Genomic DNA, 13,524 nt, shown 5'->3' on the forward strand with positions numbered 1-13,524 from the left:
AAAAACCACCTCCGCCCGGCGGTACACCCCGCATCGCTCCCGGCTGCGGAGGGTCCTGAAGTGGCAGATCCGCAGGGGCACTTCGGCGCGAGAGGCCGATACCGGTGGTGGACGCGCCGGGCGGTCTCGGGCACCTGCGACCGCCCCGGTGGCGACCACCCGCCGTGATCCGAAAGGCGTGCCCCAGGTGCACACGAAGTCGGCCGGGCCGACTTCCTGTGCACCTTCCTCAGCATCCCCGATCAAAGATCGCCCGCAGCCACAAGCACCGGCTCGCGGCGGCGTTGCTCACCCCCACCCTGGCCAGCGGTCGGCTGGCGAAGGGCCGCCCGGTACCGGTACGCCCGGTACACCGCCAAGAAGCTCCGGGTGTGCGTGCCCGACCCGGAGCACTCCGCGTACTTCGACGGCTGGTACTGGCAGGACCCCACGGTGACCGACCAGGGCTCGCACATCGAGGGCATCGGCCGACCCAGGGTCGAAGCCTCGTTCGTACCCACCACGGTCAACCGCATGATCCGCGTCGCCGACGCGGCGTCGGTCGCCACCATGCGCTACCTCTCCGACCGGACGGAGTGGGGCATCCACGCCGGGCCCTCGACCGGAACCGGCGTGTTCAGCGCGATCCGGATCCTGCTCGGCATGAACGACGGCCACCAACTCGGAAGCGTCGCCACCGTGATGTGCGACCCGGGCGACCGCTACACGAACGAGTACTACAACGACGCCTGGCCGGCGGATCAGAAGATCGTCTACAAGCCCTGGTACGCCACCATCAAGGACTTCTTCGAGAACGGCGTCTGGGCCCCGCCCACGTCCGTTCCCCCCACGCCTCGCCCCACGACGGCCATGTGGAACATGTAGCACCTACGCGCCAACGAGCGGGCCCGGAACGGCGATGGAACCGTTCCGGGCCCGTTCACGGATTCCCGTCGCGATCAGGACCGGCTCAGCCGCCGTCGCCCTTCACCAGCGGGACCACCGCGCGGACCGCCAACGGCGGGAGGCCCGAGCTGACCGGCAGTCATGATTCCGGGACGCGGAGGCCGGCAGGCCTTTACGGTGAGCAGGCGGCACCTCACAAGTGGTGCTCTGTTCGGGGGCTTTGACCAGATCCGGGGGGATCATGGCGTACTTCGTGGAACTGCCCATCGGCTCGGTGAGCGAGGGCGAGGACGTGGTCCGGGTGGAGATCGAGCAGGTCGGGGAAGGGCTGGTGCAGGTCGCCCGGCCCGGACAGGTGGTGGCTCGGGCGACCCGCTCGCTCGGGGACATGCTGGCCGGGGTGCGTCCGGTCGCACAGGACTTCATCGAGGGGTTCCGGGGCCTGGCGCACGCCCCGGACGAGATCAGCATCGAGTTCGGCCTGTCCTTGTCGGCCGAGGCCGACGTGGTGATCTCCAGCACCGCCGCAGAGGCCAACTTCAAGGTCTCGCTCACCTGGAACCGACAGGCCACCGAGGCATCGGCGCCTCCGGCGGCTTCGGACCCGGCCTAGTGTCCACGTCCCGCGCCGACGCCGTCGACGGGGCCGGGCCCGATGCGCTGGCCTCCGCCGTCGTCCGCATCCATGACCGTCGAGGCGTCCCGGTCGGCCTCGGCTTCCTGGTGACCGCCGATCGGATACTGACGTGTGCGCACGTGGTGTCCGCCGCGCTCGGCCTCCCTCCGGAAACCGAGCCGGATGCCGACGCCCGCGTCGACGTCGACCTCCCGCTGCTCGCCAACCCGCTGCTCACCGACCCGCTCGCCGCAGCCGACGGCACAGGCGGTACAGGCGGCACAGGCGGTACGCGCGTTCCCACGACTGTCGAACGGTGGGCGCCCGCCCACCCGCACGGCGCCGGGGACGTGGCCGTGCTGCACCTGTCCGCTCCACTTCCGGGCGCCCGGCCGATCCGCATCGTGGAGTCCTCCGACGTCTGGGGACACACCGTGCGGGCGTACGGCCTGCCGAGCGGCCGCCCGGGCGGTGTCTGGCACTCCGGTGTCCTGAGGGCCCGGCAGGCCAACGGGTGGATCCAGGCCGACCTGGCCGCCAACGGCTACCGGGTCTCCCCCGGGTTCAGCGGCGGCCCGGTGTGGGACGAACAACTCGACGGTGTCGTCGGCATGATGGCGGTCGCGGAGACCGGCGACCCTCCATCCGGTTACCTCATCCCTGCCGAGGGCCTCGCCTCCGTATGGCCGGAGCTTCGCGAACTGGCGCTGCCGCCGTCACCGTTCCGGAGTCTGCGCCCGCTTCAGGAATCCGACGCCCCGGTCTTCCACGGCCGTCGGGCGGAGACGGCCGAAGTCACCGCCCTGGTCGCCCGGGAACGGTGGACCACCCTCGTCGGCCCCTCCGGTTCGGGCAAGTCCTCCCTCGCGATGGCCGGCGTCATACCCCGCCTGCACGCCCAGGGCATGACCGCCGTGGTGATCCGGCCCAACGCCGGCACCACCCCGCTGTCCGCGCTCGCCGCCGCGCTGTCTCCGCTGCTGGAACCGGATCTGACCGAACTCGGACGCCTCGAACGCCTTCCGGCGCTGGTCGGCCTGCTGCGCGCCCAGGGGCTCGGAGATCTCGCGGCTCTCCTGCTGGCCCGCCTCGGCACCGATCAACTGATCGTCGTGGTCGACCAGTTCGAGGAGATGCTCACCGGCGCCGACCCGGCGGCTGTCGATGAGTTGGCGGCCGTGCTGTTCGGCCCGTCGCTCCCTGGGACCGTGCACGTGCTCACCACCCTCCGGGCCGACTACTTGGAGGCCGCGCTGGCCCATCCGAGTCTTGGCCGGGCCTGCAGCCGGCAGGTCTACGCTCTGGGGCCGATGACCGGTGACCAGCTCCGGGAGGTCGTCACCGCACCGGTGGCGGCGATTCCGTCGGTTCGCTACGAGGCCCACCTGGTGGACCGCATCCTGACCGATGCGGGCGGTGAGGCGGGTGCCCTGCCGCTCCTCGGCTTCACCCTCGACCTGCTGTGGAAGCGTCAGGCGGCCGGGGTTCTCAGCCACCGTGCGTACGAGGAGATCGGTCACGTCAGCGGAGCCCTCGGGGAGTACGCCGAGCAGGCCTGGGACAGACATGTCTCCGCCGGGGAGGAGCCGGCCGCCCGCCGGCTCTTCACCCGCCTCGTCCGCGTCCCCCTCGGCGCACCCGGTGCCACCCGCCGGACGGTTCCCCGCCAGGAGCTCGCCGAGGACGAATGGCACATCGCCCAACGTCTGGCCGGCACCCGGCTCCTGGTCATCGATCACAGTGCCGAGGGCGTCGAGACCGTTGAACTGGCCCACGAGGCCCTGATCACCGCCTGGTCCCGGCTGCGCGACTGGGTCGGCGAGGACCGTGCGTTCCTGGAGTGGCGGGAATCCGTCCGGCACGACCGCCGGCGCTGGGACCACGCCGGTCAACCCGCCGACCTGCTCCCCACCGGGCCCACCCTCGACACCGCCCGCACCTGGCAGCGCGAGCGCGGTGCCGAGCTGTCCGAAGCCGAACGCAGCTACCTCGAACTCGCGAGGAGGCACCACCGGGCCCGCGGCCGCCGGCGCCGCACCTTCCGGACCGTCCTCGTCGCAGTGATCACCGTCTCCCTCGCCCTGGGCGTACTGTTCGCCACGGCCCGCCGCGACGCCGCGGAGCGCCAGGCCGACTCCGACTCCCGCGCCCTCGTCCAGGCCTCCCAGGACGACATGGCCTACGACCCGGTACGGGCCGTGATGATGGCCCTCGCCGCGTACCGGACGAAGCCCACGCCGGAGGCCCGGAACCAGTTGATGCGGCAGTACCTCCTCCGGGCCGGCGCGGACTCCCTGTTCTCGGGCATGTCCGGAACCGGCGGGACGTTCAGCACCAGCCGAGACGGTGACGTCGTCCTCTCCCGTGACGCCATGGCCCACGTCGTCCTGTTCGTCCGCGGCCGGGACGGCACCGTCCACAGCCGGCCGGTCCCGGCCCAGTACGCCTTCTACCTGATGGTCTCCCCGGACGGACGCCGAGCCGGATTCGTGGCCGACGACGGGACGGGAGGCTGGTTCGACGTCGACAAGGAGAGCACCGCGCCCATCGGCCAGGTGCACCAACTCCCCCGGGTGGACGGGGTTCTGCAGATCTCCTCGGCTCCTGCCGACGCGACCGCGATGTCACCCGACGGGCGCTACATCGCGGTTCCGACCCGCGACAGCCTGGTCTGGTGGGATCTGGACGCGGGGACGATCGCCGGCCGCGTTCCCGCACCTCAGAACATGGGAAGCGGGCTGTGGTTCGGCTCCGACGGGCATTCCCTGCTCGTGAGGACCAGCAACGGCAGTACCGGACTGGCCTCCGTGGACATGGCCGGCGGCGCCGCGCGGACCGTGGTGGTGCCTGCTGATCACCAAGGGATCCTGCCCTCCGGGGACCGGACCACCGTCGCCGTCGTCCAGACCCACGAATCCGGACAGGGCAGTGGCACGAAGAGCACCGTACGACTGATCCGGGTGTCCGACGGATCCGTGGTGGGGAAACCGTACGAAACCACGGAGACGATCGCCCCGGCGACCGAACTGATCGCGGCGAACGCCGACGGCCACCGGATCGTGATCAACGAAGCCACCAAACTGACGCTCCTGGACCTCGACCGAGGAAAAGCCGTCGCGTTGGTGGACGAACCGGGCCGCCTGTACGAGCACGCATCCGTTCTCCTCTCCACCGGCGGGAAGGAGTATCTCGCCGGTCAGGGACGGAGCTCCATCTCCTACACCGAGATCCCCGCGGGCGAGGAGGACGCGGCCGCGGCCGACACCGTCCACCTCAGTCGGGACGGCAGAAAGATCACCATCCGCCTGACGGGCGGCACCGACCTCGAACTCCGCGAGCCCGGGCTCGACCTCGGAAGGCTCCTGACCAGAACAGCCCTGCCACAGCCCGCCTGGAAGGGCAAAGGCGACCGCCTCCTGTCCAACCGGGACGACACGCTCATCGCGCTCCGGGACGGCCCGAACACCGTCTCCGTCCGTGATGCCTCCACGCTACGAGCGGTCGCCCGCATCACAGTGGCGCCACCACCCCCGGTCGACTCGGCAGCCGAGGACTTCAGCTACTTCTTCGACGGGGCCGACCGCCTGGTGACGGTCTCCGGCACCCAGATCCAGCAGTGGGAGGCCAGAACCGGCGTCCGGTTGGCACAGTACGACGCGGCGGCGTTCCATCCCCGGGCCGACAAGCCCGGCACGCCACAGATGTACGTCGGCCCGTACTGGCAGGAGGGAAAGCTGACCGTGGTCGTCCACGACGACCCCGTGATCCGTGTCGTCGACATCGGCACCGGCCACACCGTCACGTCGCTGAACCCGGGCATCACCGACCTGATCGCGGCCCGGTTCGACGAGAGCGGCCGCTACCTGGCCGTTCTCCGCCGCAACAGCGTCATCGAACTGTGGCGGCTCGACCCCCTGCAAAGGGAGATCGGCCCCCTCCCCACCACCAGCACACCGGGCCAGAACGCGGCCATCACCCGATTCGTCGACACCCAAGGCCATTTCATGATCGCGGCCAACAACTCCATCCGGATCTACCAGGTCGGCGGCCAACCTTCCGTGGACTCCTACGACTTCCGCAACGTGACCGACAACAGTCTGCAGGAGCCGCTCACGTTCCTGGACGCCACCAACGACGGAAAGACCTTCCTCATCCGCACCGAGAACGACTACGTCCACCGGATCGTCCTCGACCCCGACGCTTGGCAGCGGAGCCTGTGCCGCATCATCAACTACCGCTCCTTCACCACCGATGAACGACGCACCCTGCCGGTCCGCGTACCCGACGGTCCCCTCTGCCCTCCCACCAAGCCCTGAAGCTGCGGACGACGCCGGAGTCGACGCCGGCTGCGCAGTGAACGCGCAGATCCGGGCTTCCACCCTCAACGGCTGGACGTGATCTCGCGCTTGTCGCCCTCCCGACCGCCCGCGCCCTCCCGACCGCCCGCGCCCTCACTCCGGCTGCGGGCGGTGGTTGTGGAACAGGACGGTCCCCTCCACCAGGCCCTTCTCCACCACCGCCGGGGTGGCGCGCAGCCACTGGAGTGCCTCCGCACTCGTCGGGGTGTCGGCGACCAGCTTGTAGAAGGACAGGTAGCCCGCCACGCGTTCCAGGAGCACGCTGTTGGGGATCGGGATCGCCGCCCCGAAGGCGTCGAGGGGATCCCGGCCGGCGGCCCGGTAGCTGTCCATCGTGTGGAACTCGCCGGCGAGTCGACTGCGCTCGGGCGTGAGCCGGTCCGGGGGGATCGTCTTCAGGATCGCGGAGAGTTTCCCCTGGCTCTTGCTGTAGCTGTCGCCCATGGCGAGTTTGAGCGCCGCGGCCGCCTCTTCGCCGAACGCGCGCAACTCGGTGGAGATCTTCCGCTGCGCCATCGTCTGCGGCTTCTCCTGGGACTTGAAACGACCGGTGACCGAGTCGAGCGCGTGCTGCATCTCATGGGTCACGGTCGCGGCGAATTCCCGCAGTTCGAGCGGTGAGGCCTGGTCCTTGGGCGGGGTGATCCGCAGCGCGCCGCCCTCTCCTTCGTTGCTGAGCGCGAACAATGCGCGTGCACCCTTGATGTCCGTCTGCTCGTCGATCTCGATGGTGATCGCGGACTCCTCCAGGGCCTTGAACAACTCCCGGTAGGGGACGCTGAATCCGTCACCGTCCTGCTCGCCGGACGCCTGTTGGAGCAGTTCCGCGAAACGGTCCGGCGAGAGGTGCTGCCGTGACCAGTCGGCCTTGGCGTAGGTGATGGCGCGCTGCACGACCGGCTCACCGGGGCGGGCGGCCGGCGCGTCCCCCGTCCTCCGTTGGGCGGTGGACCGCTGTACCGGTGCGCCCGCCCCGACGGCGGCCTGCGGGTGACCGCACCCCGCACCGTGCTGGTGCCTGGACCGCTCGATCACCCGCGAGACCGCGGCGTTGCCGATGCCGCGCTGCAAGGCGAGGACCGTCTGCGCAGACACGCCCCCGAGGCTCAACCCCAGTCCGTCGGCCGCCGGATCGGCCTTGCGCGGCAGGTCGCGGCGCCGCTGCGGCTCCGACGGCTTGCCGGGGTCTTTCGCGTGCATGGGGAACCCCTCCGGAGGCGCGACAGGTGTTCCCTCTGGCATATCCGGCCGGACTGTCGCCGCGCAGCACAACGGACGATCGGGCACCGATCTGTGCTCCAAAGGGCACGCAACGGCCGGGGTACGCACCCGTGCTGTGCCCGGTGCGTCCCCGGCCCCGCCGGCGTGGTCAAGGAGGAGAACACGCCGGTGTCGAACGGATCAGCTGTTGCCGCCGCTGCCGCTGCCACCGCCGCCGTTGTTGCCGGTACCGCCGCCGTTGTTGCCACCGCCGTTGTTACCGCCACCGCCGCCGTTGTTACCGCCACCCCCGTTGTTGCCGCCACCGCCGGTGGTGGGAGGCGGCGAGAGCAGGTTGAGCAGGTCGCCCAGAATGTTGGGCTTGTAGATGTACGTGTTGCCGCAGTTGTTCGAGAAGCCCGCGTCCTGGCCGACCACGCAGGCGATGCCGACGTCTCCGCCGCGCCTGTCCGTGCCGCCATGGCCGCCCGAGTCGGCGACGGCCCAGCTCGCGTCGGCAAGAACGAGAGCACTGGCAGCAGCTGCAACGACAGCGAATTTCTTGATCATCTCTCCACCTCTTGGTTGGTGACTTCGCTTCATGCTGCGGAATCCACGCATGCCACCACCGCACGGCAGGGCGGTTAAATCGTAAAACTCGATAATATTTCACCCAATTCACCCAGGATTGCCGGGCCGCCACCGCAGGGCAATCGGCTCACCGAACCCCCAGTCAGGCCACGGAGCCGACCCGCCGCCTGGCCGACTCCCCAACCCCTAACTCCCCGACTCAGAAACCCGCCGTGTCGAGTTCGAGGCTCAGCGGAGGCGGTAGCTGCAGGGGGGTGCCGAAGGGGTGCGGTCCTTCCACCCGGGTGTAGCCGAGCCGGCCCGGCTGGGAGAGCAGCGTGCAGGTGCGTTCCTGCCGGTCGACCAGGAGGTACACGGGCGCGCCGAACTGCGAGTAGCGCCGGCGCTTGGCGGTCCTGTCGGTTTCACCGTTCGACGGTGATGTCACTTCGACGACGAGCACGGTCTGGTCCGGGAGGAGCGCTCCCTCCGTCTTCGCCAGCTCGGCGGGCACGACGGCCAGGTCCGGCACGTAGAAGTTCTCCGTGCCGGGCAGGTCGAGGTTCCCGGAGCCGGCACGGAGGTCGAGCTCGCGCATACGAGGGCCGATCTGCTCACGGATCAGGTCGACAGCGCTCTCGTGGGCCCAGGACGGTGACACCGGGGTGATGACTCCCTCTACGATCTCGACACGGTCACCCGCAATATGCCGAATTGCATACTTCAGGGCCTGCTCCGGATTCGGCACCTGGCTGTAGTCACCTGGGCCGGCGTGCGCTGTACTCACGTGCTGCTCTCCTGTCCGGGATCTCAACCCGCAGAACGGACCAGTGACAGTCTGACGTGTCCGCCCCTGGGCGCCACCACATGACGTCACGATGCGTCGGTGTGACACGGGCGGCGGCCGACGCCCGGCCGGCGGGCGGGCGGGCGGGTTCAGGGGGCCGCGAACAGCCGGGGGAAGCCCGGGGCCAGCCACGGCCGGCGGCCCCAGGCGAGCACCTTGCCCCGGGCGAGGGCGCCGGTGGCGGTGTAGCGGCCCAGCGCGATGAGGAAGAACGCCACCGGGCCGGTGAGGATCGTGCAGTCCGGGCGGCGCGGCGGCTCCTGGCTCACCACGGCGGCACCGTCCGTGAAGGTCACCGCGAACCCGCCCAGGCCGCGCACCCGCAGCCGGTAGCAGGCGCTGTGGCCAGCCGCGGCGCGCGCGTCCAGCACCCGGGGCATCGCCATCTGCAGGAAGGGCATCGTCAACTCGACGCGGTGCCGGTCGAGCGGGTGCGGCCGCCCGAGCGCGACGGCGATGTCGTAGAGGTGGCCCAGCATGTGGGTCAGCAGGTAGGCGCCGAGGGTGTCCAGGTCCATCGGGCCAAGCGGGGTCAGCACCGGCTCGGTGCCGCCGCGCACACCGGCCGCCGCCGTGAACTCCCTTGCCTGCCGGGCGATCACCCCGGCGAGCACGGTCAGGCCCCGCTCCGGCCGCCTGGCCAGCGAGGCCGCGTTCGCGGCGGCCAGCGACCCCGGAGTGCCGTCCCCGTACGGCCGTTCCTCGCCGGCGGCCAGTGCGGCCATCAGCTCGTTGGCCATCGCCAGGTGGGCGGCGGCCTCGCCGACCGTCCACTCGGCGCCGGGTATCGGGGTGTCGCCGCGGCCGCCGGCGAGCAGGGCGACGGCCTCGTCGCCGACGGCGGTGACGGCCTCGAAAAGCGCGGTGCGCGCGGCACCGGGGACGTGCTCGGGGAGCGGGAGGGTCATGGTGGTGAAGACTGACCGACCCCGGCACCGCTGTCCAGACCCGCGACACGGTCCGGTCCGGCCCCTGACCACCGCGGCCCGCCTGGACGACGGGAGCCGGTCAGCCCGCTATCGGGCTCCGCAGACCCCTACACGCGGCTGAAGCCGTGGCTGCGCTCCACCTTCGCCACGTGCAGCGTGTAGTTCTGGTACCACTCGGCCTGCCCGCGCTTCTGCGCCGCGCGGTGCTCGACGTTGCTCCGCCACTGCGTGAGGGCGTCGGCGTCGCGGAAGTATCCGACAGTGATGCCCAGGCCGCCGGGAGTCTGGGCGTGGTCCATCCCCAGGTATCCGGGGATGTCCTTCACCAGGTCTTCCATGCGTGCGTTGGTCTCGCTGTAACCGCTCTGGTCCTGGGTTCGCACTGTCGTGAAGACGGCCAGGTAGTAGGGGGGTTCATAGGCCTCGACGGGCGCGACAGGTGCTTCGGGGTGATCGCTCATGGCGCCACCGTAAGGCGGGATGCACCGAACGATCCAGCCCTTTCCTGAACGGCTGATGCGCATGGCGTCCTCGTCCCGGTGTCAACTCCCGGAGGCGGAGGCGGAGGCGGAGGCGGAGGCGGCGGGGGCGAAGGCGAGGGCGGTGTTGTGGCCGCCGAATCCGGCCGAGGTGCTCAGTGCGAGGTGGAGGCGCTGGCGGCGGGGGCCGCCGTGGACCAGGTCGATCGCGCCGGTTTCCCGGTCGGGGACGGCGAACCCCGCGGTGGCGGGGACGAGTTGGTGCTGCACGGTGAGCACCGTCAGGGCGGCTTCGATGGCGCCGGCGGCGCCCATCGTGTGGCCGAGCACGCCCTTGGCGGAGGTGACGGACGGGGGGCGCCGGGCGAAGAGCCGGCCGACCAGGCGGGCTTCCGCGGAATCGTTGAGCGGAGTGCTCGTGCCGTGGGCGTTGACGTGGTCGACGTCGTCGGGGCCGGCCCCGGCCTCGGCGAGGGCCAGCCGGGCGGCCGCTTCGAGCCCGCGGGCTTCCGGGTGCGGTGCGACGGGGTGGTAGGCGTCGGTGGCGGTTCCGGTGCCGACCAGCAGGGCTCTGGGCGTGGCCTGCCGCGACGCCGCGTCCGACCGGCGTTCCAGGACGAGGAAGCCCGAGCCCTCGCCGATGACGAAGCCGTCGCGGTCCGCGTCGAACGGGCGGGAGGCGCGGGCGGGGTCCGTGTTGCGGGAGAGCGCCTTCATCCGGGCGAATCCGGCGACGCAGACCGGAGTGATCATGGCGTCGGTGCCGCCGGCCAGGGCGATGTCGCAGGCTCCGGCGTGGAGCAGCAGAGCCGCGGTGTGGATGGCGGCGGCCCCGGAGGCGCAAGCGGTGGCGGTGTGCAGCACCGGGCCCGTCGCGCCGAGCTCGATGGCGAGTTGAGCTGCTGCCATGTTCGGCAGGAAGGCGGGGAGCGCCAGTGCGGACACGGCGGAGGGGCCCAGGGTGCGGAGTCGTTCCGCCGCGTGTTCGTAACTGCCCACTCCTCCGGCGGCGGAGCCGAGGACCAGGGCGACCCGGGCGCCGTCCCAGCGCGCGGGTTCGAGGCCCGCGTCGGCGACGGCCTCCCGCGCGGCGGCGATGGCGAAGCGGGTGGCGCGGTCCAGCCGCCAGGGCTGGCGGCCGCCGACCAGCGCGGCGGAGTCGCCTGGGACCCGGCAGGAGAGGACGACGGGGAGCCCGGCGAGCGCCGGGTCGGGTGCGGCCGTGCTGCGGGCGTCGAGGACGCCTCGCCAGGTCGGCTCCGCCCCGTGACCGGCCGGGGTGACCAGGCCGATCCCGGTGACGGCGAGCGGTGGGCGGGCTGCACTCATGCGGCTGGGCCGGGCGGCTGCTCGGGGTGAACGGGGTGGACGGACGGATCAGGCGCGACGGACGCGACGGGCTGGACGGGCTGCGCGAGCAGGGCGTGGATGCGGTCGACGAGTTGGCCCACCGTCACGTCGGCGGCGGAGTCGAGGTCGTCGTCCAGGGCGACGCCCCAGTGTTCCTGGAGGGTGACGACGAGTTCGATCCGGGCGAGGGAGTCGAGGTCGAGCTCGTCGAGGGCGGCGTCGTCGCCGATCGTGTCGGAGGGGGTGTCGAACTTCTCGGTGAGCAGGGTGACCAGGTGCTCGCGGACGGGATTCACGGTGGGCTGACCTCCTCGTGGTCGTGGTCGGAGTCGGGGGCGGGGTCGTGGTCGCGGTCATGGTCGTGGCGCCGGGGCCGGGGTTCCGGGGCGGCCGTCCGTACGGGTGCGTCCGGCCACAGCAGGGTGACGGAGGCCCAGGTGAGACCGCCGCCGAAGGCGGTGAGCAGGGTCGGGGCGCCCGGGCGGCAGGCCCCTCGGGCGGCGGCGTCGGCGAGGGCGAGCGGTACGGAGGCGCCCGCCGTGTTGCCGACGTCGCGGATGTTGCCGAAGCGGTGCCGCGGCGGGATGCCGAGGCGGTCGGCGACGGCGTCCAGGATCCGCTGGTTGGCCTGGTGCCCGATGAAGGCCTGGACCTCGCGGGCCTGCCAGCCGGTCGCGGCCAGGGCGGCCCCGGCGGAGGCGGCCATGCGGCGTACGGCGTGGGCGTAGACCTGGCGCCCGCGCATCCGGAAGTAGCGGTCGCCGCGCCCGGGGGCTTCGGTGGCGGGGAGTCGAGAGCCGCCTGCGGCCACGGTGATCAGGTCGCTCTCGCCGCCGTCGCTGCCCCAGTCGGTCTCCAGCAGGGCCCCGGGTTCGGTGGTGTCCCCGGGGCGGAGTACCACCGCGGCGGCGGCGTCGCCGAAGAGCGGTGCGGTGTCCCGGTCGAAGGGGTCGACGATGGCCGAGTACTTCTCGGCCGCGACCACCAGGGGGGTGCGGCAGGCGCCGCTGCGGAGCAGGGCGGAGGCCGTGGCCAGGCCGTAGAGGAAGCCCGAGCAGACGGCTGCGAGGTCGAACGCGGGGACCGGTCCGAGGCCGAGGCGGTGGGCCACCTCCGGTGCGGTGGCCGGGCAGGGGCGGTCCGGCGTGGTGGTGGCCAGCAGGAGCAGGTCCGGGCGCAGGCCCGGGGAGCCGGTGGAGTCGATCGCGGCGCGCGCGGCGGCCGTGGCCAGGTCCCCGGTGCTGACGCCGGGTCCGGCCAGCCGCCGGCGGTGGATGCCCGTCCGGCCGGTGATCCACTCGTCGGTGGTGTCCAGGCCGCCCCGGGCGATGACCTGGGTGTTGGTCACCTCCCGGGGCGGGAGGCTGGAGCCGAGGCCGGCGATCACCGCCGTGGCACGGCGGCCGGGGAAGGGGGCGGAGGGTGGCGAGGTCATACCGCGGCGAACGGGGAGGGCGGCTTGGGCGTGCCCGCCAGACCGCCGTCGGGGACCGAGAGGCCGCCGTCCAGGGCGATCGCCTGCCCGGTGAGGAAGGCGGAGGCGGGCGAGGCCAGGAACAGCGCCGCCGCGGCGACCTCCTCCAGTTCGGCCCAGCGCCCCATGGGCACGTGGGCCAGCAGCCAGTCGGTGAGCGCGGCGTTGGTGTGGACGGCGGCCGTCATGTCGGTGCGCACCCAGCCGGGGCACAGCGCGTTGACCCGGATCCCGCTGCGGGCCCAGCCGGCCGCGAGGCTGCGGGCGAGGGAGACCTGGGCGGCCTTGGTCGCGGCGTAGACCTCCATCATGGGCGTGCCGACCAGACCCGCGACCGAGGACATCAGCACCAGGCTGGCACCGTCCGACTGCGCCAGGTACGGGTGGGCGTGCCGGCAGATCGCGGCGGTGGCGTTGAGGTTGACCGCGACCACCTCGTCCCAGACGTGCTGCGGGAGGTGCTGCAGCGGTGCGAGGAGGGTGCTGCCGTCGGGGTTGGTGGGCAGGATGCCGGCGTTGTGGACGACGATGTCGAGGCCGCCCAGGGCGTGGGCGGCCTGGTCGACGATGGCAGCCTGCCCGGTGTCGGCGAGGTCGCCGGGGACCAGGACGGGAGTGCCCCCGTAGCGGGCCACCTGGTCGGCGGTGTGCTTCAGCGCGGGCCCGGTGCGGGCGGAGAGGGCGAGCCGGGCCCCGGCCTGGGCGAGCGCGACGGCGACGGCCTGGCCGATGCCGCGCGAGGAGCCGGTCACCAGTGCGCGGCGGCCGTCGAGGCGGAAGCGGTTGAGGATGGTCATGAGGGGTTCCTCCGGTTCC

General features: G+C 72.0%; 12 protein-coding genes. 3 read left to right on the forward strand and 9 right to left on the reverse strand.

Translation table 11 applies throughout. The annotated features are described in order from the left end of the window. The first annotated feature begins 369 nt into the window (after positions 1–369). The 3 genes from A6F73_RS32830 (at position 370) to A6F73_RS32840 (ending at position 5,817) form a co-directional block, all read left to right on the forward strand. Positions 370–864 (forward strand): hypothetical protein, encoded by a 495-nt coding sequence (locus A6F73_RS32830; protein WP_063352010.1) that lies wholly within the window; start codon positions 370–372, stop codon positions 862–864. A gap of 262 nt (positions 865–1,126) precedes the next feature. Further along, entirely contained in the window at positions 1,127–1,498 is a 372-nt protein-coding gene (locus tag A6F73_RS41880; RefSeq protein WP_063352011.1) for a CU044_2847 family protein, read from the forward strand. Beyond that, positions 1,498–5,817: a trypsin-like peptidase domain-containing protein gene (locus A6F73_RS32840; RefSeq protein WP_063352012.1), complete on the forward strand. Its 4,320-nt coding sequence runs from the start codon at positions 1,498–1,500 to the stop codon at positions 5,815–5,817. Before A6F73_RS41880 ends, A6F73_RS32840 begins: the two co-directional genes overlap by 1 nt. Before the next feature lie 135 nt (positions 5,818–5,952). On the opposite strand, the gene A6F73_RS43630 is transcribed toward A6F73_RS32840, so the two are convergent. The 9 genes from A6F73_RS43630 to A6F73_RS32885 form a co-directional block, all read right to left on the reverse strand. Next, positions 5,953–7,059: a hypothetical protein gene (locus tag A6F73_RS43630; protein ID WP_063352013.1), complete on the reverse strand. Its 1,107-nt coding sequence runs from the start codon at positions 7,057–7,059 to the stop codon at positions 5,953–5,955. Positions 7,060–7,260: 201 nt separating this feature from the next. Further along, positions 7,261–7,629 (reverse strand): hypothetical protein, encoded by a 369-nt coding sequence (locus A6F73_RS41890; RefSeq protein ID WP_159398658.1) that lies wholly within the window; start codon positions 7,627–7,629, stop codon positions 7,261–7,263. A gap of 220 nt (positions 7,630–7,849) precedes the next feature. After that, entirely contained in the window at positions 7,850–8,416 is a 567-nt protein-coding gene (locus tag A6F73_RS32855; RefSeq protein ID WP_063352015.1) for a Uma2 family endonuclease, read from the reverse strand. A gap of 149 nt (positions 8,417–8,565) precedes the next feature. Then, positions 8,566–9,384 (reverse strand): maleylpyruvate isomerase family mycothiol-dependent enzyme, encoded by an 819-nt coding sequence (locus A6F73_RS32860; RefSeq protein WP_063352016.1) that lies wholly within the window; start codon positions 9,382–9,384, stop codon positions 8,566–8,568. A 128-nt stretch (positions 9,385–9,512) separates the two neighbouring features. Then, the gene (locus A6F73_RS32865) at positions 9,513–9,866 is read right to left on the reverse strand and encodes an antibiotic biosynthesis monooxygenase (RefSeq protein ID WP_063352017.1); all 354 of its coding nucleotides are present in this window, start codon (positions 9,864–9,866) and stop codon (positions 9,513–9,515) included. Positions 9,867–9,947: 81 nt separating this feature from the next. After that, on the reverse strand, positions 9,948–11,213 hold the full coding sequence (locus A6F73_RS32870; protein ID WP_063352018.1) for a beta-ketoacyl-[acyl-carrier-protein] synthase family protein: 1,266 nt from the start codon (positions 11,211–11,213) through the stop codon (positions 9,948–9,950). After that, positions 11,210–11,530 (reverse strand): acyl carrier protein, encoded by a 321-nt coding sequence (locus A6F73_RS32875; RefSeq protein ID WP_063352019.1) that lies wholly within the window; start codon positions 11,528–11,530, stop codon positions 11,210–11,212. The genes A6F73_RS32870 and A6F73_RS32875 overlap by 4 nt, the downstream gene beginning before the upstream one ends. Then, positions 11,527–12,669: a beta-ketoacyl-ACP synthase 3 gene (locus tag A6F73_RS32880; RefSeq protein WP_063352020.1), complete on the reverse strand. Its 1,143-nt coding sequence runs from the start codon at positions 12,667–12,669 to the stop codon at positions 11,527–11,529. Before A6F73_RS32880 ends, A6F73_RS32875 begins: the two co-directional genes overlap by 4 nt. Continuing rightward, a complete protein-coding gene (locus tag A6F73_RS32885) occupies positions 12,666–13,505 on the reverse strand; it encodes an SDR family NAD(P)-dependent oxidoreductase (protein WP_063352021.1) in 840 nt (279 codons plus the stop codon). The genes A6F73_RS32880 and A6F73_RS32885 overlap by 4 nt, the downstream gene beginning before the upstream one ends. Positions 13,506–13,524 lie beyond the last annotated feature (19 nt).

It is taken from the genome of Streptomyces sp. MJM8645 (genome assembly GCF_001625365.1).
Lineage (GTDB): Bacteria > Actinomycetota > Actinomycetes > Streptomycetales > Streptomycetaceae > Kitasatospora.